This window comes from Pseudomonas sp. CFBP 13727 (genome assembly GCF_014841915.1).
Lineage (GTDB): Bacteria > Pseudomonadota > Gammaproteobacteria > Pseudomonadales > Pseudomonadaceae > Aquipseudomonas > Aquipseudomonas baltica.
Genome location: NZ_JACYUT010000001.1, coordinates 1,034,520 through 1,053,584 on the forward strand (window position 1 = coordinate 1,034,520; position 19,065 = coordinate 1,053,584).

18 protein-coding genes are annotated in these 19,065 nt (G+C 63.8%); 10 read left to right on the forward strand and 8 right to left on the reverse strand.

Features of this window, described 5'->3' with window-relative positions; genetic code table 11:
• Positions 1-49: 49 nt before the first annotated feature.
• Positions 50-679, reverse strand: a complete 630-nt coding sequence (locus tag IFT76_RS04560) for an L-threonylcarbamoyladenylate synthase (RefSeq protein ID WP_122479167.1) — start codon at positions 677-679, stop codon at positions 50-52.
• A 13-nt stretch (positions 680-692) separates the two neighbouring features.
• Positions 693-1,553 (reverse strand): PHP domain-containing protein, encoded by an 861-nt coding sequence (locus IFT76_RS04565; RefSeq protein ID WP_122479168.1) that lies wholly within the window; start codon positions 1,551-1,553, stop codon positions 693-695.
• Between the two features lie 65 nt (positions 1,554-1,618).
• Between IFT76_RS04565 and IFT76_RS04570 the strand changes: the two genes are divergently transcribed.
• From IFT76_RS04570 to IFT76_RS04590, 5 genes are all read left to right on the forward strand, one after another.
• On the forward strand, positions 1,619-2,215 hold the full coding sequence (locus IFT76_RS04570; protein ID WP_122479169.1) for a septation protein A: 597 nt from the start codon (positions 1,619-1,621) through the stop codon (positions 2,213-2,215).
• A gap of 1 nt (position 2,216) precedes the next feature.
• A complete protein-coding gene (locus IFT76_RS04575; protein WP_122479170.1) occupies positions 2,217-2,525 on the forward strand; it encodes a YciI family protein in 309 nt (102 codons plus the stop codon).
• Between the two features lie 8 nt (positions 2,526-2,533).
• Entirely contained in the window at positions 2,534-3,211 is a 678-nt protein-coding gene (locus tag IFT76_RS04580; RefSeq protein ID WP_122479171.1) for a response regulator transcription factor, read from the forward strand.
• A gap of 153 nt (positions 3,212-3,364) precedes the next feature.
• Positions 3,365-3,802: a Spy/CpxP family protein refolding chaperone gene (locus tag IFT76_RS04585; protein WP_122479172.1), complete on the forward strand. Its 438-nt coding sequence runs from the start codon at positions 3,365-3,367 to the stop codon at positions 3,800-3,802.
• 66 nt (positions 3,803-3,868) lie between these two features.
• Positions 3,869-5,203: a sensor histidine kinase gene (locus tag IFT76_RS04590; RefSeq protein ID WP_192057519.1), complete on the forward strand. Its 1,335-nt coding sequence runs from the start codon at positions 3,869-3,871 to the stop codon at positions 5,201-5,203.
• A 34-nt stretch (positions 5,204-5,237) separates the two neighbouring features.
• Here the strand turns inward: IFT76_RS04590 and IFT76_RS04595 are convergent, their stop codons facing one another.
• Complete coding sequence (locus IFT76_RS04595) at positions 5,238-5,801, reverse strand: NAD(P)H nitroreductase (RefSeq protein WP_122713169.1); 564 nt, start codon at positions 5,799-5,801, stop codon at positions 5,238-5,240.
• Positions 5,802-5,925: 124 nt separating this feature from the next.
• Between IFT76_RS04595 and IFT76_RS04600 the strand changes: the two genes are divergently transcribed.
• Complete coding sequence (locus IFT76_RS04600) at positions 5,926-7,380, forward strand: TrkH family potassium uptake protein (protein WP_185793857.1); 1,455 nt, start codon at positions 5,926-5,928, stop codon at positions 7,378-7,380.
• 18 nt (positions 7,381-7,398) lie between these two features.
• On the opposite strand, the gene IFT76_RS04605 is transcribed toward IFT76_RS04600, so the two are convergent.
• The 4 genes from IFT76_RS04605 to recQ all read right to left on the reverse strand — a co-directional run bounded on the left by IFT76_RS04605 (position 7,399) and on the right by recQ (position 12,587).
• Positions 7,399-7,707 carry a SelT/SelW/SelH family protein gene (locus IFT76_RS04605; protein ID WP_192057520.1) on the reverse strand — a complete coding sequence of 103 codons (309 nt, stop codon included), beginning with the start codon at positions 7,705-7,707 and terminating at the stop codon, positions 7,399-7,401.
• Positions 7,704-9,806 carry a FimV/HubP family polar landmark protein gene (locus IFT76_RS04610; RefSeq protein ID WP_192057521.1) on the reverse strand — a complete coding sequence of 701 codons (2,103 nt, stop codon included), beginning with the start codon at positions 9,804-9,806 and terminating at the stop codon, positions 7,704-7,706. Before IFT76_RS04610 ends, IFT76_RS04605 begins: the two co-directional genes overlap by 4 nt.
• A gap of 82 nt (positions 9,807-9,888) precedes the next feature.
• A complete protein-coding gene (locus IFT76_RS04615; protein WP_185793860.1) occupies positions 9,889-10,326 on the reverse strand; it encodes a MarR family transcriptional regulator in 438 nt (145 codons plus the stop codon).
• Positions 10,327-10,448: 122 nt separating this feature from the next.
• Positions 10,449-12,587, reverse strand: coding sequence for a DNA helicase RecQ (gene recQ / locus IFT76_RS04620; protein WP_192057522.1), 2,139 nt, complete (start codon positions 12,585-12,587; stop codon positions 10,449-10,451).
• A gap of 258 nt (positions 12,588-12,845) precedes the next feature.
• Here recQ and IFT76_RS04625 point away from each other — a divergent pair, with 258 nt between their 5' ends.
• From IFT76_RS04625 to IFT76_RS04635, 3 genes are all read left to right on the forward strand, one after another.
• Positions 12,846-13,433: a UPF0149 family protein gene (locus IFT76_RS04625; RefSeq protein WP_192057523.1), complete on the forward strand. Its 588-nt coding sequence runs from the start codon at positions 12,846-12,848 to the stop codon at positions 13,431-13,433.
• Positions 13,434-13,443: 10 nt separating this feature from the next.
• Positions 13,444-13,902: a YbaN family protein gene (locus IFT76_RS04630; RefSeq protein WP_192057524.1), complete on the forward strand. Its 459-nt coding sequence runs from the start codon at positions 13,444-13,446 to the stop codon at positions 13,900-13,902.
• 374 nt (positions 13,903-14,276) lie between these two features.
• Positions 14,277-15,635, forward strand: coding sequence for a TolC family outer membrane protein (locus IFT76_RS04635; protein ID WP_192057525.1), 1,359 nt, complete (start codon positions 14,277-14,279; stop codon positions 15,633-15,635).
• A 73-nt stretch (positions 15,636-15,708) separates the two neighbouring features.
• Here IFT76_RS04635 and IFT76_RS04640 read toward each other — a convergent pair whose 3' ends face one another.
• A complete protein-coding gene (locus IFT76_RS04640) occupies positions 15,709-16,671 on the reverse strand; it encodes a zinc-binding dehydrogenase (protein ID WP_192057526.1) in 963 nt (320 codons plus the stop codon).
• Between the two features lie 139 nt (positions 16,672-16,810).
• On the opposite strand from IFT76_RS04640, the gene IFT76_RS04645 reads away from it, so the two are divergent.
• Complete coding sequence (locus IFT76_RS04645) at positions 16,811-18,892, forward strand: carboxy terminal-processing peptidase (protein ID WP_192053901.1); 2,082 nt, start codon at positions 16,811-16,813, stop codon at positions 18,890-18,892.
• Positions 18,893-19,065 lie beyond the last annotated feature (173 nt).

Below are 19,065 nucleotides of genomic sequence, written 5' to 3' on the forward strand. Positions count from 1 at the left end.
GAGCCCTGGGCGAGATTCGCCGGCGGATCTTCGACCGCACTCAGATCACTCACGCCATGGCCGCGAACGGTGCCGGATCGCCACAGCCCACGCGCACCACCTGCGGATCGCCATCGGCCAGGTTGATCACGGTGGACGCCTCGGTGCCGCCGAAACCACCGTCGATGATCAGATCAACCTGCTTTTCCAGCAACTGGCGCATTTCGTAAGGGTCGCTGAGCGGCTCCTTGGCGCCGGGCATGATCAGGCTCACGCTCATCAGCGGTTCGCCCAGCTCTTCCAGCAAGGCCAGAGCGATCGGATGGCTGGGCACGCGCAGGCCGATGGTGCGGCGCTTGGGGTGCAGCAGCAGGCGCGGCACTTCACGCGTGGCACTGAGGATGAACGTATAGGGCCCCGGCGTGTGCGCCTTGAGCAGGCGGAACGCTGCCGTATCGACCTTGGCGAACAGCCCCAGCTGCGACAGATCGCAGCAGATGATCGCGAAATTGTGCTTGTCGTCCAGCTGACGCAGGCGACGCACCCGTTCCACGGCGTTCTTGTCGCCGATCTGGCAACCGATGGCGTAGGAAGAATCGGTGGGGTAGATCACGATGCCACCGCCGCGAATGATCTCGACCGCTTGCTTGATCAGCCGCGGCTGCGGGTTCTGCGGATGGATCTGAAAGAATTGACTCACGTTGGCATCCTGTTCAGGCGGAGGTTGACGGGTCGTGCTTGAACCGCGCGGACAACGGCGGCAGGTCGACGGGCAATGGCCGATAGACACCGATTTCACCCCACGTGCCCGGGCCGTGGAAGTCGCTGCCGCCACTGACCATCAAGCCGAATTCGCGGGCCAGGATGGACAGCGTGCCGACCTGTTCGGCGGCCTGCATGCCGTTGACCACCTCGATCGCATGGCCACCGGCCTGGATGTAGTCGCCGATCAGCTTGCGCCGCTTGCTGCGCGTGAAATCGTAGTGCAGCGGATGAGCCAGGCTGATCCAGGCCTTCGCCTCGCGCAATGTGCGCACGGTGTCCTCGAGGGTGGGCCAGTGTTGCTTGACGTCACCCAGCTTGCCCGCCCCGAGCCACTTGCGGAACGCTTCCTGGCGGTCCTTGACGTGGCCCTGCTGCACGAGGAAATCGGCGAAGTGCGGTCGCGCCGGCGCATTGCCGCTGTCGCCCAGACCCTTCTGGATGGCCCGAGCACCGTCCAGCGCACCCGGCATGCCCTTGAGCGCCAGGCGTCGGTCGATTTCCTCGGCACGCAGCCAGCGACCGTGGTGCAGGCTGTCGAGCGCGGCCACCAGCGGCGGTGCATCCAGAGCGAAATTGTAACCGAGCACGTGGATGGTGGCACCGCCCCAGGTGCACGACATTTCGACACCACTAACCCACTGCATGTTCAGTGCTGTGGCCGCCGCACGGGCCTCTGGCAGGCCTTCCAGGGTGTCGTGGTCGGTCAGGGCCAGGGTCTGCACGCCATGATCGAACGCTCGCTGCACCAGAACGGCAGGCGCGAGGGCGCCATCGGAGGCGGTGCTGTGGCAGTGCAGGTCAACATTCATAGTGGCGCTTTCGCAGTCATTGATGTTTGTTATTATGCCGTCACATCCTGCTTCTGGCTGCCATTGTGAAACAATTGATCGATTTCATCCCGCTGCTCCTGTTCCTCATCGTCTACAAGACCGACCCGCACATGGTCGACCTGGCGGGGTACAGCTTCGAACTGGGCGGCATCTTCAGTGCTACCAAGGTGCTCATCGCCAGTTCGGTGATCGTCTATGGCCTGCTGTTCCTCAAGCAGCGCAAGCTGGAAAAGGGCCAGTGGCTGACCTTGATCGCCTGCCTGGTGTTCGGCAGCCTGACTCTGGCCTTCCACAGCGAAACCTTCCTCAAGTGGAAGGCGCCGGTGGTCAACTGGCTGTTCGCCCTGGCGTTCGCCGGCAGTCATTTCATCGGCAAGCAACTGCTGATCAAGCGCATGATGGGCCATGCGCTGACCCTGCCGGACCCGATCTGGGCGAAACTCAACGTTGCGTGGGTGGTCTTCTTCCTGTTCTGCGGCGCCGCCAACCTGTTCGTGGCTTTCACTTTCGAGCAGTTCTGGGTCGACTTCAAAGTGTTCGGCAGCCTGGCCATGACCTTGCTGTTCCTGGTGGGCCAAGGTATCTACCTGTCCCGTCACCTGCATGATTCCGATCGTACAACACCTAAAACCGAGGATTGACATGCTCTACGCCATCATTGCCACCGACACGCCCAACTCCCTGGAAAAGCGCCTGGCCGCACGGCCCGAGCACCTGGAACGGCTGAAACAGCTGGAAGCCGCCGGGCAACTGGTACTCGCCGGGCCACACCCGGCCATCGACAGCAACGACCCAGGCGAGAGCGGCTTCAGCGGCAGCCTCATCGTGGCCCGCTTCGAGTCCCTGGACGAAGCCCAGGCCTGGGCCGGCGCCGACCCGTTCGTTGCCGCCGGGGTGTACAAGGACGTGCTGGTCAAACCCTTCAAGCAGACTTTGCCTGCGCCCGAATGAAGGTCTAGATGAGCGATCTGCTACTGATCGACGATGACGTCGAGCTGTGTGAACTGCTGAACAGCTGGTTGAGCCAGGAAGGTTTCCAGGTCCGCGCCTGCCACGATGGCAGCAGCGCACGCAAGGCCCTGGCCGAGCTGGCACCGGCGGCCGTGGTGCTCGACGTGATGCTGCCCGACGGCAGCGGCTTGGAACTGCTCAAGCAGCTGCGCAGCGAACACGCCGAGTTGCCAGTGCTGATGCTCTCGGCCCGGGGCGAACCGCTGGATCGCATCCTGGGCCTGGAACTGGGCGCCGACGACTATCTGGCCAAACCCTGTGATCCGCGCGAACTGACCGCCCGCCTGCGCGCGGTACTGCGCCGCAGCCACCCGGTTGCCGTGGCGGGGCAGATGGAGCTGGGCGACCTGTGCTTCAGTCCGGCGCGCGGCGTGGTCAGCATCGATCAACACGACATCAACCTGACGGTGTCCGAAAGCCGCCTGCTCGAGGCACTCATGCGCCAGCCGGGCGAGCCACTGGAGAAACAGGAGCTGGCGCAGATCGCACTGGGCCGCAAGCTCACCCTCTACGACCGCAGCCTCGACATGCACGTCAGCAATCTGCGCAAGAAGATCGGCCCGCACGCCGACGGCCGCCCGCGGATCATGGCGCTGCGCAGCCGCGGCTATTTCTATGCGCAATAGCTGCCGCCGCGTACGGCGCGAACGGCCTGGTTTGTAAATGCCACCCGCGTCATGTCTTTACACAAGCCTTACGCGGCATTGACCGCGCCTGACCTTGATCTCCATAAACTGGGCACATCCGGTAAACACCGGGAACCAGACAGGAGATTCACCATGCGCAAGACCACACTCGCAATGCTGTTCGCCGCTACCCTGCCAACCCTGGCCATGGCCATGCCGCAGGGCGGCCCTGACGGTTTCGGCCCAGGCCCAGGCAAGGGCGGCCCAGGCCCCCGTGGCGGCGAGCCGTTCGCCCAGCTCGACCTGACCCACGAGCAACGCACCCAGGTGGGCAAACTGATGGGCGAAGAACGCCATCAGCAGCGCGACATCACCAAGAAGTACCTGGACAAGCTGCCGGCGGCCGATCGCAAGGCCATGGAAGATGAAATCAAGGCCAACCACGACAAAGCCCAGGCCGACGTACGTGCAGTGCTCAAACCCGAACAGCAGAAGCAGTTCGACGAAATGAAAAAGAAGCAGGACGAGCGCCGCGCCGAATGGGCCGAATTCCAGGCCTGGAAAGCCCAGCAAGGCAAGAAAACCCAGTAATATCGGCGCAAGCCCCCAGCCCGGTCCGCGCATGCGTACCGGGCTTCTTTCATTGAGGAATTTGCCTTGCGTTCACTGTTCTGGCGCATCCTGGCCAGCTTCTGGCTGGCCATCGCCCTGGTAGCCGGCCTCTCGGTACTGCTGGGCCACATGTTGAACCAGGACACCTGGATCCTCAGTCGGCACCCGGCGGTGAAGCATTTTGCCCAGGACTGGGTGGAGCGTTACGAAAGCAAAGGCGCCGAGGCGGCCCAGGAACTGCTCGAACAGCGCAAGCGTCGCTATCGCATCGACACCCAGGTCCTCAACGAGGCCGGCGAGGCGGTGGTGCCGGGGACCTTCCCGCGTCGCGCCGAAGCCTTCGAGGCGCGCCACAACGAAGCCGATCGCGACCTGCCGTGGCGCCGACTGACGGCGGACTACACCAGCCCCACCACGGGCGACACCTACTTGCTGATCTACCGCATCCCGCACCCCGAACTCGACTCGTGGCATCGCGACTCCCTGCTCATGCCGATCAGCGCACTGGTGATCGCATTGGTCGTACTGACGCTGTTCAGCCTGATGGTGACGTTGTCCATCACGCGCCCATTGAGCAGGCTGCGCGGTGCCGTGCACGAATTGGGGCAGACCACCTATCAGCAGAACAGCCTGGCGCAGCTGGCCAGTCGTCGCGACGAATTCGGCGTGCTGGCGCGCGACTTCAACCGCATGGGTGCGCGCCTGCAGAGCCTGATCGGCAGCCAGCGACAGCTGTTGCGCGACGTGTCCCACGAGTTGCGTTCGCCCCTGGCGCGGCTGCGCATCGCCCTGGCCTTGGCGGAACGGGCCGAGCCTGCCCAGCGCGACCTGTTGTGGCCGCGCCTGACGCGCGAATGCGATCGTCTTGAAGCCTTGATCAGCGAGATCCTGGTGCTGGCGCGGGTCGATGCGGAACAAGCCACGGCCGAAGACGTGGACCTGCCGGCACTCCTGCAGGCGGTGCGCAAGGACGCCTTGATCGCCGTGCCGGAGCAGGCCATCGAGCTGGACGTTGCCGCGCACCTTGCGCTGCAGGGCTGGCCGACCATGATCGAACGGGCCGTGGACAACCTGCTGCGCAACGCCCTGCGCTTCAACCCTGGGCCCGCACCGGTCGTGCTGTCGGCGCAACAGGTGCAAGGGCGGGTGCGCATCAGCGTGCGCGATCACGGCCAGGGCGTGGCGGAGGAACACCTGGCGCGCCTGAGCGAGCCATTCTTCCGCGCACCGGGCCAGAGCGCTGCTGGCCATGGCCTGGGCCTGGCCATCGCCCGCCGCGCCGCCGAGCGACACGGCGGCAGCCTGCAGCTGGAAAACCACCCTGAAGGCGGCTTGATCGCGACCCTGGACCTGCCGCCGGTACCGGTGGTGGTGGCCTAGACCGCCGCGATCGGTTGGCTCGAACCTGAACGCTTCAGGCCTCGACGCCCCAGGCTTGCACGAAGTCGGCGGTAGCCAGCGCCGGCGCTTCGCGCAACTCTCGCGCCGGCGTGCCCAAGTACAGGAAGCCGATGATCTGTTCGCCTTCGATCAGGCCCAGCTTGCCGGCCACATAAGGCGCATAGGACAGCTCGCCGGTGCGCCATACCCCACCCAGCCCTTGAGCATTCGCGGCAAGCAGAATGCCATGGGCGGCGCAGCCAGCCGCCAGCAGTTGTTCGCTCTGCGGCACCTTGCGATGCTCCTGCAAGCGGGCGATCACTACCACCACCAAGGGCGCGCGCAACGGCATGTTGCGGGCTTTTTCCAGCGCCGCTTCGCCAGCCTCGGGGTTGAGCGCAGTGGCCTCGGCCAGGACTTCGCCGAGCTGCTGCAAGCCTTCCCCTTCGACGGTGAGAAAACGCCATGGCCGCAGCTGGCCGTGGTCGGGCGCGCGCAGCGCGGCCTGGAACAGCACTTCACGCTGCGCGGCCGTCGGCGCGGGCGCCATGAGCCGGGGAGCTGAAACACGATTGAGCAAAACCTCGAGCGCCTCCATGGGCAACCTCCTGTCGAACGATAAGCCGCTATTCTAGACCCAAGCGGCCTTCGCCTGCCGGGTTTACATGCTGTGGCCCGCAGGTAGAATGGCGGCCCTTTCCTTCATGGCCAGAGCTGACCCCATGGCGTTGCCGACCCTGCGCATCATCGGTTTCATTATCGGCATCTTCCTGATCACCCTGGCCGTGAGCATGGTCGTGCCCATGGGCACACTGGTGGTGTTCGAACGCACCGAAGACATCCAGTCGTTCCTCTGGGCCAGCCTGATCACCTTCGTCGCCGGCCTGCTGCTGGTGCTGCCCGGCCGCCCCGACAACGTCAACCTGCGGCCGCGCGACATGTACCTGCTCACGGTCAGCAGCTGGGTGGTGGTGTGCGTGTTCGCCGCCCTGCCCTTCCTGCTGACTCAGCACATCAGCTACACCGACGCCTTTTTCGAAAGCATGTCGGGCATTACCGCCACGGGTTCCACGGTGCTCAGTCATCTGGACGAGATGTCACCGGGCATCCTCATGTGGCGCTCGATGCTGCACTGGCTGGGCGGCATCGGCTTCATCGGCATGGCCGTGGCCATTCTGCCGCTGTTGCGCATTGGTGGCATGCGGCTGTTCCAGACCGAATCCAGCGATCGCTCCGAAAAAGTCATGCCGCGCTCGCACATGGTCGCCAAGTACATCGTGCTGGTGTATGTCGGCTTCACCGCCCTGGGCACCCTGGGGTTCTGGTTGGCAGGGATGAGCCCGTTCGACGCGGTCAACCACGCGATGTCGGCCATTTCCACTGGCGGCTTCTCGACGTCCGACCTGTCTCTGGGCAAATGGCAGCAACCGGCCGTGCACTGGGTGGCCATCGTGGTGATGATTCTGGGCAGCCTGCCGTTCGCGCTCTACGTCTCGACCCTGCGCGGCAACCGCCAGGCGCTGCTGCGCGACCAGCAGGTGCAAGGCATGCTGATTCTGTTGATCGCCACCTGGCTGGTGCTGGGTACCTGGTACTGGGCCACCACCGAGCTGCCGTGGTGGACGGCCTTTCGTCACGTGGCCCTGAACGTCACCTCGGTGGTGACTACCACGGGCTTCGCCCTGGGCGACTACAGCCTGTGGGGCAATTTCTCGCTGATGCTGTTTTTCTATCTGGGCTTCATCGGTGGCTGCTCGGGCTCGACCGCGGGCGGGATCAAGATATTCCGCTTCCAGGTGGCCTATATCCTGCTCAAGTCCAACCTCAACCAGCTGATCCATCCGCGCGCGGTGATCAAACAGAAATACAACGGCCATCGCCTCGATGAGGAAATCGTCCGATCGATCCTGACGTTCTCGTTCTTCTTCGGCTTCACCGTCGGCATCATTGCCCTGGCATTGTCACTGCTGGGGTTGGACTGGATGACCGCCCTGACCGGCGCCGCCAGCACGGTTTCCGGTGTAGGGCCGGGGCTGGGCGAGGTGATAGGGCCGGCCGGCAATTTCGCCACGCTGCCCGATGCGGCGAAGTGGATCCTGGCCCTGGGCATGCTGCTGGGCCGACTGGAAATCATCACCGTGCTGATCCTGTGCATGCCGGCTTTCTGGCGACACTGAGCATGAGCCGGCAGAGGCTTACTCGGCTGCCGGACTTCTGGATTCGTTATGGCCCAAGTCGCGCTCGGGATCGATCAGGTCACGGATGCGCTGCTTGAGCACCTTGGCCTCGGGAAAACCACCGTCGGCCTTGCGCTCCCAGACCTGCACGCCGTCGCAGGTTATGAGAAAGCGCCCGCCACTGGCGGGCGCCAACGCCACCTGCCCCAGGTCCTCGCCAAAAGTGCTGAGCAGCTCCTGGGCCAGCCACGCGGCGCGCAGCAGCCATTGGCACTGTGTGCAATAGGTGATCACCACCTGAGGCTTGGATGCCGTGGCTTGGCTCATGCTTCGTCCATCCGATTCAGCAACTGCCGGGCCGCCTGCTTGCAGGAGTCATCGCCTTCGCGCAGCAGTTCGTGCAAGAGCACGCTGGCTTCGCTGGTATCGCCGTCGTCGAGCAACTGCTGGGCCTGATCGAGTTTCTCCGCCGAAGCGTGCTGCAGTTCCAGGTCGTCGAAATCCACGGTCAGGGCATCCAGCTCGGGCAGGTCGCTGTCGGCAATGAAGCTGTCGAGGAAATCGTTGTCGATGTCGTCCTGAGTCTTCCCGGCCGGGGCCTCGTCCTGCTGGAGGAACGGCTCCTCCTCGACATCGGCGAAGTCGCTGAGGAACTGCTCGTCGGGCATCTCGAAGACTTCCGGCAGTTCGTTCAGATTGCTGGTGAACGCCGGGTCCATCTCGACCTCGGGCGGTGTCTCGACGACCACCGGCTTGCCTTTGGGCGACGGCGCATCATCGAATGGGCTGACCAACGCCCAATCGGCGTCCATGGACAGGTCATCGAGGTTGAGCTGGAATTCGTCTTCCTGCTCGCGCCGCGGGGTTGACCGAGCTGATGGCTCAGGCGCTGCCAGGTCGAGATCGGGCAGCTCGAATTCCGGCTCGGGGTCCGGCTCGGGCTCAGGCTTCGGAGCGGGCTGCACCGACGCTGCGGCTGCTGCAGTGGACGCCAGCGTCACTGCAGTCGCTGCCACTGCCGGTGACAGACCCGCGGTAGCGGTTGGCGTCGACGCTGCTGGCGCGGGTTCGAGATTGGCGAAGCGGCTGCGTATCTCGGCCAGCGTCGCCGCGCTGAAGCCTGCCGCCAGCAACAGGCTTTCCTGCTCGGCAAATCCCTTGGCATTACCCTGCTGGCCCAGCACTTCGAGCATGCGCACGCGCAGGTCGGTACGTTCTGGCTGCTTGGCCAGCCCGTCGCGCAGAATACCCAGCGCTTCGTTGAAGCGGCCGTAGGCGATATAGATGCTTGCACCATCGAGGGCGTCGGTGGCAGTCGGTGTTTCACGGCGTACCACCGGCGCCGGCTCCGCACGCAGCGGCGCGGTGGCGGCCGCCTCTGCAGCGGCCGGCACAGTGGCGACCGGCGCCGCACGGACCGGCTGGGTAGCGACCGGCTCGAAGGCGTCCTGCAGCGCGGCCGACTTGCGCTGTCGCTGGCGGCGCAACAGCAGCAACAGTGCGATGATCAACAGCAGTGCCGCAACCAGCGCCAGGATGTTCAACCAGCCACTGCCATCCTCCACCGGAGCCGGAGCCGGGGCCGGTGCTGGCGTGGCAACCGCTGCGGGTGGGGCAGATACAGGCGAAGGCGCAGGCGTTGCCGCAGCGAGTGCGGTTGCGGGAGCGACGGACGAATCGGCCTCGGCCGCAGGGGTTTCAGCCATGCGTGCCTGCAGCTGGGCAACCTGCTTGTCCTTGTCGGCTACCTGCGCCTCCAGGCTCTGCAGGCGCGCCTGCACCTCGTCGAAGCTCTTCTGCAGTTGCTGGTTTTCCAGGGCGGCGGCAGCCAGTTGCGCAGCGTCCTGCGCAGCGGCCTTGGCCGGCGCCTGTTTCGCAGGCTCACTGGCGCTCGGCGTGGGTGCACTCGCTTCCCTGGGCCTGGTCGGCGCTGCTGCAGGCTGCGCACTGGCCTGCGCCGGCTGTATGCGCTGCGGCGCGCGGTCGGCGAGGCCTGGCCCCATCCCCGGCGGGTCGAGCAATACCGTGAAGGCACGCAGCAGCTGCCCATTCGGCCGGCCGACCTGAATCACGAAACTCATGAAGGGCTCGGTGACCACTTTGCTGGAGCTGACATGAATGACCTTGCGCCCGCCGCTGAAATCGGGCGAGAACTTGAGGTCGTTGAGGAAGAAACTGCGTTCCACCCCTGCCCTGGCGAACTCTTCGGCCGTCGCCAGGCTGGCACGGATGTCGTCCTGCTCCAGCCCTGCGGTGTCGAGCAAGGCGATATCGGCGCGAAACGGCTGGTTGAGCGATGAGCGCAGGGTCAGCTCGCCAAGGCCCAGCGCGGAGGCGGCCGTGGAATAGCACAGCGCCATGGCCCACACCGATGCCAGCAGACGACGTGAAGCAAACCTGGTACGCGACGGTATACGCACTTGCATGGGAATCCCTTGAAGACCGACATCCAATAACTTTATAGCCCGTACGGCCCACTTGCTCCAAGCGGGTGACGGCCCGTTGACTTCAGGATTTCTTTTCCAGATTCGCCAGGATGCGGCTGTGTACCCGCATGGCGGTGCTCAGTTCTTCTTCGTCGACCCCCATGAACAGCTCGGCACGCAAGGCGTTGGCGATGGTTTCGATCTGCTCGATGAGCGGCCGGGCGGGCGCGCACAGCGTGATCTTCTTGGCCCGACGGTCTTCGACCACGGCCTGGCGCTCGACCAGGCCCTGGGCTTCGAGACTGTCCAGCAAGCGTGCCAGGGTCGGCCCCTCGACGCCCACGCTCTGCGCCAGCTCGCGCTGGGTCGGCGCTTCGCCGAACCGCGCCAGGTGCAGCAGGACCAGCCAGCGCGCCTGCGACAATCCCAGGCCCGCCAGCCGACGGTCCAGTTCGGCCCGCCAGCCACGGGACATGTGCGCCAGCTGCATTCCGAAGCGATGTTGATCAGTTAACGGCATAGATCTCTCTTGAAAAAACAGCCTTGCACAAGCAGCGCATGCGTGAAGGTCGGAGCTGATGATTAGTCAGCTAATCATGACCTTAGCCCACAGGCAAGACTCATGCCGAGTGGCAGCCTCGTTCACACCTCGAATTCGGACTGCAACGCCGCACGTATGCAATACAGGACGCCTTCGGGCACACGGCCGGTGAACTGCCCCGCAATCTCGGCGACGCCGGGCAATTCCCCTTCGCCGTCGAGAAAGGCGTCCTGGATTTCACTGAGCAGTTCCTCGGGAAGATCCAGCGCCTGCTCCAGCGACAGCTGCTGCTGGCCGATGGCTTCGGCCAGCAGGCTGTAGACATTCTTCTCACTGCACTGTAACTGGCCAGCGATCTGCAGCGGCGTCATGCCTGCGCGGGCAAGGCTGATGAGCTCGTGGCGGATATCGGCCACCTCGCGTGGCGCCTCTGCCCCGCCCGACCCAGCCAGTACCTGCAGGAACGCTTCACCGTAACGCTCGAGCTTGCGAGCGCCGACGCCACTGACCCGCCCCATATCGGCCATGCTGGTCGGCTGGCTGCGGAGCATTTCGAGCAGGGTCGAGTCCGGGAAGATGACGTAGGGCGGTACCGCATGTTCCTGCGCCAGGTTGCGCCGCAGAGTGCGCAGTGCTTCCCACTGTTCACGTTCCTCGTCGCGCACCAACTGGCTGGCGGGGCTTGCCGAGCCGCTGCCGCGGGCAGAGGTCTGCGGCTTGATTTCCTTGCGCAGCGCAAGCGTCACCTCGCCGCGCAGCAGCGGTCGGCAGCTGTCGCTCAAACGCAGGCCGCCGTAGCCCTCCAGGTCGATATCGGCCAGACCGCGCGCGACCACCTGGCGATACAGCGACCGCCACTCGCCTTCCGAGCGGCCCTTGCCGACACCGAACACTGCGAGTTTGTCGTGGCCGAAACTGCGCACCTTTTCGGTGTCCTTGCCCAGCAGCACGTCCACCAGATGGCCGACGCCGTAGCGTTGCCCGGTGCGGTAGATGGCCGACAGCGCCTGGCGCGCCGGCTCGGTGGCATCCCAGGTCTGCACGCCGTCGACGCAGTTGTCGCAGTGACCGCAGGGGTTGGGCATCTCTTCATCGAAATAGGCCAGCAGCGATTGACGGCGGCAGCGGGTTTCTTCGCACAGCGCCAGCATGGCGTCGAGCTTGTGCTGTTCAAGGCGCTTGTGGCGCTCGTCACCTTCGGAATTCTGCAGCATCTGCTTGAGCATCAGCACATCCTGCAGCCCGTAGGCCATCCAGGCGTCTGCCGGCAGACCATCGCGGCCGGCGCGGCCGGTTTCCTGGTAGTAGGCTTCCAGCGACTTGGGCAGGTCCAGGTGCGCGACGAAACGCACGTTGGGCTTGTCGATGCCCATGCCGAAGGCGATGGTGGCCACCATGATCAGGCCTTCCTCGTTGAGGAAGCGCTTCTGGTTGGCGGCCCGCGTCGCAGCAGGCAGACCGGCGTGGTACGGCAACGCCGGAAAGTTGTTTTCGCACAGGAACGCGGCGACTTCGTCGACTTTCTTGCGCGACAGGCAGTAAACGATACCGGCATCGCTGCGCCGCTCGGTGAGGAACGCCAGCAACTGTTTGCGCGGGCTTTCCTTGGGTACGATGCGGTAGAAGATGTTGGGCCGGTCGAAGCTGGACAGGAATCGCTCGGCGTCCTGCAGGTGCAGACGGGTGACGATCTCCTCGCGCGTGCGCTTGTCGGCAGTGGCGGTCAGGGCGATTCGCGGCACCTGGGGAAACTGTTCGGCCAACTGGCCCAGCTGCAGGTATTCGGGACGGAAGTCATGCCCCCATTGGGAAACGCAGTGGGCCTCGTCGATGGCGAACAGGGCGATGTCCAGGCCGCGGAGGAAATCCAGCATGCGCGGCTGCACCAGGCGCTCCGGCGCCAGGTACAGCATCTTGATTTCGCCCCGGCGGATGCGCGCGGCCAACTCGCGCTGCTCATCGGAGCTGAGCGTGGAGTTCAGCGCCGCTGCCGCCACGCCCAGTTCCTCGAGGGTGGCGACCTGGTCGTCCATCAAGGCGATCAGCGGCGAAACCACCACTGCCAGGCCGTCGCGCAGCAAGGCCGGGACTTGAAAACACAGCGATTTGCCACCGCCGGTGGGCATCAATACCAAGGCATCGCCACCGCGGGCCACACGCTCGATAATGGCACCCTGGCGACCGCGGAAGCTGTCATAGCCGAAGATGTCCTTAAGAACGCGTTGAGCCTGTTCGAGCATGGGTCACTCCAGAAATCGTAAAACCACCCGGGCCGCACAGGCTGGATGAAAAGCGCTTTTGCCGCATCCGCCTTTGCGTAAGCGGGGGTTACCGCCCCGTGAACTCGGGGCCTGAGCGAAAGACCGCGGCAGTATACCCCAGTGCCAGCACCGCGGCGCAGCACCCGCCCATCCTGCCATTTCACCCCTTGGGTGGCGCACAGGGCCTAACAAGGCCTAGAATTCAGTATCCGCATAGTCTTCCAAGGTAACCTGTTAATGTCCTTCGCCGAGCAACTGACCCGCCTGCAAGCCTTCCTCGACGCCGATGAGCTGCATGACGAGGCGCTGGACTACGTCGCCGCCCATGGCTACCTGACCGCCCTCTCCATCTGTTCCGAAGAGGTGCCCGAGCGCGAGTGGATCGACGCCTTGTTCGCCGAGCCGCCGCACTACAGCGACGATGCCCAGCGCGAAGAGATCGAAGGCACCCTCATCCAGCTCAAGGCGCATATCGCGCGCCAGCTGGCCAGCGACGAGGAGTTCGAGCTGCCCTGCGAGCTCGACCTGGGCGACGAGCCGGATGATTCCGACCTGCGCGGCTGGTGCATCGGGTTCATGGAAGGGGTATTCCTGCGCGAGGCCGCCTGGTTCGAGACCGCCGAAGACGAAGTCAGCGAGATGCTCCTGCCGATCATGGTCGGTTCCGGCCTGTTCGACGAGCAGCCGGAGTTTTCCGACATTGCCGCCGATGCCAATCTCATGGACGACATGATCGTGCAGATCCCCGAAGCGCTCACCGCCCTCTACCTGCTGTGCAACGCTCCGGACGAGAAACCGGCCATCCTCAAGCCCCGTCATCACTAAGTCCTGCGCCATGCGGCCGGCTCGGTCCGCCTGGCTGCGTTACCTGCTGTTGGGCATCGGCTGCATCAGCGTTGCACTCGGTGTCATCGGCATCTTCCTGCCGGTGATGCCCACTACCCCCTTTCTGCTCCTCGCCGCAGCGTGCTTCGCGCGAAGCTCGCCGCGCTTCCATGCGTGGCTCCTCGGCCATCCGCAACTCGGCCCTTTGCTCAAGGCCTACCTGGGCGGCGAAGGCATTCCGCGCAAAGCCAAGGTGCTGGCCATTGGTTCCACGTGGGTCAGCATCGCGGTGTCCTGCTGGCTGGTGCCCTGGCCGTGGCTGGGTGTACTGCTCGTGGGCATCGCGATGGCAGTGACCGTCTATATTGCTCGTCTGAAGACAAGTGCCGTAAAGGGTCAGCATCCGTTGGGCAATGATGTCGACGAACGGTCGATACTCGACAAAAACCGAATGAAATCAACTGACTAATCTCATCTCTCGGAATGAATCAACGGTGATACACCCTATATTCACTGTGACAATTTTCCGTCACTAACCGACTGCAATTTTCCGTCTTCTCTCGCCTATGCCCCGCGACCCCCGAAAACGCTGGCGTTGCGCCTTCTTTATCGCCGAACCCCGCTCACACCGCGCGCCTCAGGAGCAGTGAAATCTATTTGCCATCATCGAAACGAATGATGGCATAAGTGTTTTTTGCTCTATATCATGTGAAAATTCCGTTGAACGCGCTGCTTTCGGCGCCTCGGTTGCGCTTGTTACAAACCCGAAACGGACTTTTAAACGAGTTATTCGCCAACATTCTGGCGTCTGCACGACTTCACACATCACGGAGAAGCACCCGAATGCGCGTTTTCACCCCCATCTGCAGCGCGATTTTGTTGGCCATGGCGTGCTCGCACGCGCAAGCCATGTCGCTCACCGAGGCGATCCAGAGCACCGTGGATAACCACCCTGAGTTGGCATCCAACATCAACAGTCGCCTTGCCGCGGATGAGGACACGAAGATTGCCCAGGGTGCCTACCGCCCCAGCGTCGATTTCGTTGCAGGCTACGGTCGCGAGCGTTCGGACAACCTGAACACCCGCGCACGCGGCAATCACAACAAGGAAACGCTGAACTACACCCAGTCCGAGTTGCGCCTGCGCCAGATGCTGTTCGACGGCTCCAGCGCCTCCAGCGAAGTCAGCCGGACCCGCTCGACCGCCACGTCGCGTGCCTACTATGTGCAGGCTACCGCCCAGGACCTCGCCCTGCGCGCCGTTCAGGTCTACCTCGACGTACTGCGCAACCGTGAACTGGTAACCCTGGCCAAGAACAACCTGCAGGCGCACCTGCGCGTCAACGACCAGATCGGCCTGCGCAGCGAGCGCGGCGTGGGCAGCACCGCCGACGTCGACCAGTCGCGTGCTCGTCGCGCCCTCGCCGAGAACAACTACAACACCGCTCAGGTCAACCTGGCCGATGCCGAAGCGGCCTTCTTCAGCGCCGTGGGCCGCATGCCCGACGAACTGGAACCGCTGCCTTCGATGCGTGGCGAACTGCCGGCCGACCTGAACGCCGCCCGGCAGTCGATGATGGAAAACAATCCGTACCTCAAATCGGCCCAGGCCGACGTACAGGCTGCCGAAAGCCAGTACGCAGGCGCCAAGTCGGCGTTCTACCCACGGATCGACGCTGAACTGGCCACCGGTGCCAACAACAACCTCTCGGGCGAGCGCGGCCACAACAACACCGATTGGCGTGCCGGCGTGAGCATGAGCTACAACCTGTACCGTGGCGGCAGCGACAAGGCTCGTCTGCAGGGCGATGCACATCGCATCAACCAGGCCATGGACATCCGCAACAATGCCCTGCGTCAGTTGAACGAGAACATGGCGCTGTCGTGGAACGCGATGAAAAACGCCAGCACGCAGATTCCGTACGCCCGTGAATACGCCGAGACCACCACCCGCGTGCGAGCGGCCTACCAGGACCAGTTCGGCCTGGGCCAGCGTACCCTGCTCGACGTACTCGACAGCGAGAACGAGCTGTACACCGCCAACACCCGCTACGCCGAAGTGCGCTACACCGAGGAATACTCGATGTACCGCGTGCTCTCGAGCATGGGTGAGCTGCTGGCCAAGACCCGCGTCGTGCTGCCAGCCGAAGCCGTTGCCCTGAGCGAAGTGAAGAGCGAAGCGCGCCTGCCAGACATGCGCTGATTGCCGCTACGCCGAACCCCGTGACCGCTCGTTCGCAGCCGGTCACGGGGTTCGCATGACGAAAGCCCTGGGCTCAGCTCAGGGTTTCGTCGATCACCAGCACCACCTTCCCGGAAATCTGATTGCTCGCCAGCGCTTCGAACGCCGCTTCGGCGTCGGCAATCGGAAACGTCTTGGCCAACTGCGACTTCAAACGCCCTTCGGTGAACAATGGCCATACCTGCTGGCCCAGGTCACTGAGCAGGTCGGCCTTGAACTGATCGTCACGACTGCGCAAGGTGGAACCCTGCAGGCGCACCCGTTTGGCCAGCACCTTGGCCAGGTCGAACTGCGCCTCGCGACCGCCCATCAGGCCGATCATCACCCAGCGCCCGTCCAGTGCCACTACGTCCAGGTTCAGCTCGCTGTAGTTGGCGCCGACCGGGTCGAGGATCACATTGAAGGGCCCCAGGTCCTTCAGCGCTTCAAGCCCGTCGCCGCGTACCACACCGCCCTGGGCGCCCAGCGCTTCGCAATAGGCCAGGCGCTCGGCGGAACCAACGCTGACCCAGGTTGGGTTGCCGAACGCCTTGCACAGCTGGATCGCCGCCGAGCCAATGCCACTGGCACCGGCATGCAGCAGGACCTTCTCGCCCGGCTGCAGGTCGGCCAGCTGGAACAGGTTCAGCCACACCGTCGCGTAGACCTCGACGATGCCCGCGGCTTCGTGCAGGCTCAGCCCCTCGGGCACAGGCAGCACATGGCGGCCATCGACCACCACTTCTTCGGCCATGCCGCCACCAGCCAGCAAGGTGCAGACACGGTCGCCGACCTGCCAGGACGATCCCACGCCGACTTCGCTGATGACGCCCGCACATTCCAGGCCGAGGATATCGCTGGCACCCGGCGGCGGCGGGTACAAGCCTGCGCGCTGCATCAGGTCGGCCCGATTCAGGCCGGCCGCGGCTACCCGAATCTTCACTTGACCTACGTCACACGTCGGGCTCGGTTGTTCGAGCCACTCCACATGTCCTTCCACGCCTTGCAATGCCTTCACGGTGCCTCCATAGTTGAGTCATGACTGAGCCCGACGCCTTGGCGTCGGGCTTTTCGCATTATGCGTCCGGCTTCAACGGAACCGGCGAATTCAAAGACGGCCTAATATGCGTGATCAATTGCCCCCACGTCGAATCAGCATGAAGCATTTCATTCCCGGCAGTGCCCTGGCGCTGTGTATCGGCCTCGGCACCCTGTCGATGTCCGCCAATACCTTCGCTGCCAACAGCTGGGACAAACTTCAGCCGGATCGCGACGAAGTGGTGGCCAGCCTCAATGTCGTCGAGCTGCTCAAGCGTCATCATTACAGCAAGCCGCCGCTCAACGATGCGCGCTCGGTCATCATCTACGACAGCTACATCAAGCTGCTCGATCCCTCGCGCAGTTATTTCACTGCGGCCGACATCGCCGAATTCGACAAGTGGAAGACCCAGTTCGACGACTTCCTGAAGAACGGCAACCTGGATCCCGGTTTCGTCATCTACAAGCGCTATCTGGACCGGGTCAAGGCACGCCTGGACTTCGCCCTGGCCGAACTGAACAAGGGCGTCGACAAGTTCGACTTCACCACCAAGGAAACCCTGCTGGTAGACCGCAAGGATGCCCCTTGGCTGAAAAACGAGGCCGAACTCGACGACTTGTGGCGCAAGCGCGTGAAAGATGAAGTGCTGCGCCAGAAGATCGCCGGCAAGGACGCAGCGCAGATCCAGGACACCTTGTCCAAGCGCTACAAGAACCAGCTCGCGCGCCTGGACCAGACCCGCGCCGAGGACATCTTCCAGGCCTACATCAATACCTTCGCCCAGTCCTACGATCCGCACACCAACTACCTGTCTCCGGACAACGCGGAAAACTTCGACATCAACATGAGCCTGTCGCTCGAAGGTATCGGTGCGGTCCTGCAAAGCGACAACGACCAGGTCAAGATCGTCCGCCTGGTACCCGCGGGCCCGGCCGACAAGACCAAGCAGGTCGCCCCTGCCGACAAGATCATCGGTGTCGCCCAGGGCGACAAGGAAATGGTCGACGTGGTCGGCTGGCGCCTGGATGAGGTGGTCAAGCTGATTCGCGGCCCGAAAGGCTCCACCGTGCGCCTGGAAGTCATTCCGCACACCAATGCGCCCAACGACCAGACCAGCAAGATCGTTTCGATCACCCGCGAAGCGGTCAAGCTCGAAGAGCAGGCGGCGAAAAAGTCGATCCTCAACCTCAAGGAAAACGGCCGCGACTACAAGCTGGGCGTGATCGAGATCCCTGCGTTCTACCTGGACTTCAAGGCATTCCGCGCCGGTGACCCGGACTACAAGTCGACCACCCGCGATGTACGCAAGCTGCTCACCGAATTGCAGAAAGAGAAAGTCGACGGCGTGGTCATCGACCTGCGCAACAACGGCGGCGGCTCCCTGCAGGAAGCTACCGAACTGACCAGCCTGTTCATCGAGAAAGGTCCGACCGTGCTGGTGCGCAACGCCGATGGCCGGGTCGACGTACTTGAAGATGAAAACCCCGGTGCGTTCTACAAGGGCCCGCTGGCGCTGCTGGTGAATCGCCTGTCCGCTTCGGCCTCGGAGATTTTCGCCGGCGCCATGCAGGACTATCACCGCGCGTTGATCGTCGGCGGCCAGACCTTCGGCAAGGGCACGGTGCAGACCATCCAGCCGCTCAACCATGGCGAGCTCAAGCTGACCCTGGCCAAGTTCTACCGCGTCTCCGGGCAGAGTACCCAGCACCAGGGTGTACTGCCGGACATCGCCTACCCGTCGATCATCGACACCAAGGAAATCGGTGAAAGCGCCCTGCCCGAAGCCATGCCCTGGGACACCATCCGCCCGGCCATCAAGCCGGCCAGCGATCCGTTCAAGCCCTACCTGGCCAAGCTGACCGCCGACCACGACGCCCGCACCGTCAAGGATCCGGAATTCATCTACATTCGCGATCGCCTGGCCCTGGCCGAGCAGTTGATGAAAGAGAAGACCGTCAGCCTGAACGAAGCCGACCGTCGCGCACAGCACAGCGATATCGAAGCCAAGCAACTGGCCCTGGAGAACACCCGACGCAAGGCCAAAGGCGAAGAACCGCTGAAAGAGCTGAAGAAGGAAGACGAGGATGCCTTGGGTGCCGATCCGGACAAGACCAAGCCGGAAGATGACGCCTACCTCGCGGAAACCGGGCGCATTCTGCTCGACTACCTCAAGCTCAACACGTCGGTGGCCAAGCATTGACCGGAGCATGGCCCTGCATTGACGGATAGGTGACAGGACGGTCATCAAACCGACATGAAGCTGTCGTGAAATAGGGACCCGCTGCGCCTGCAGCGGGTCTTTTTTTGCGTCTGGCCCGCGGCTTTCGACCCGTTCGCGCGACCGGCCAGCACGACATTCAGCAAGGTAGGAAC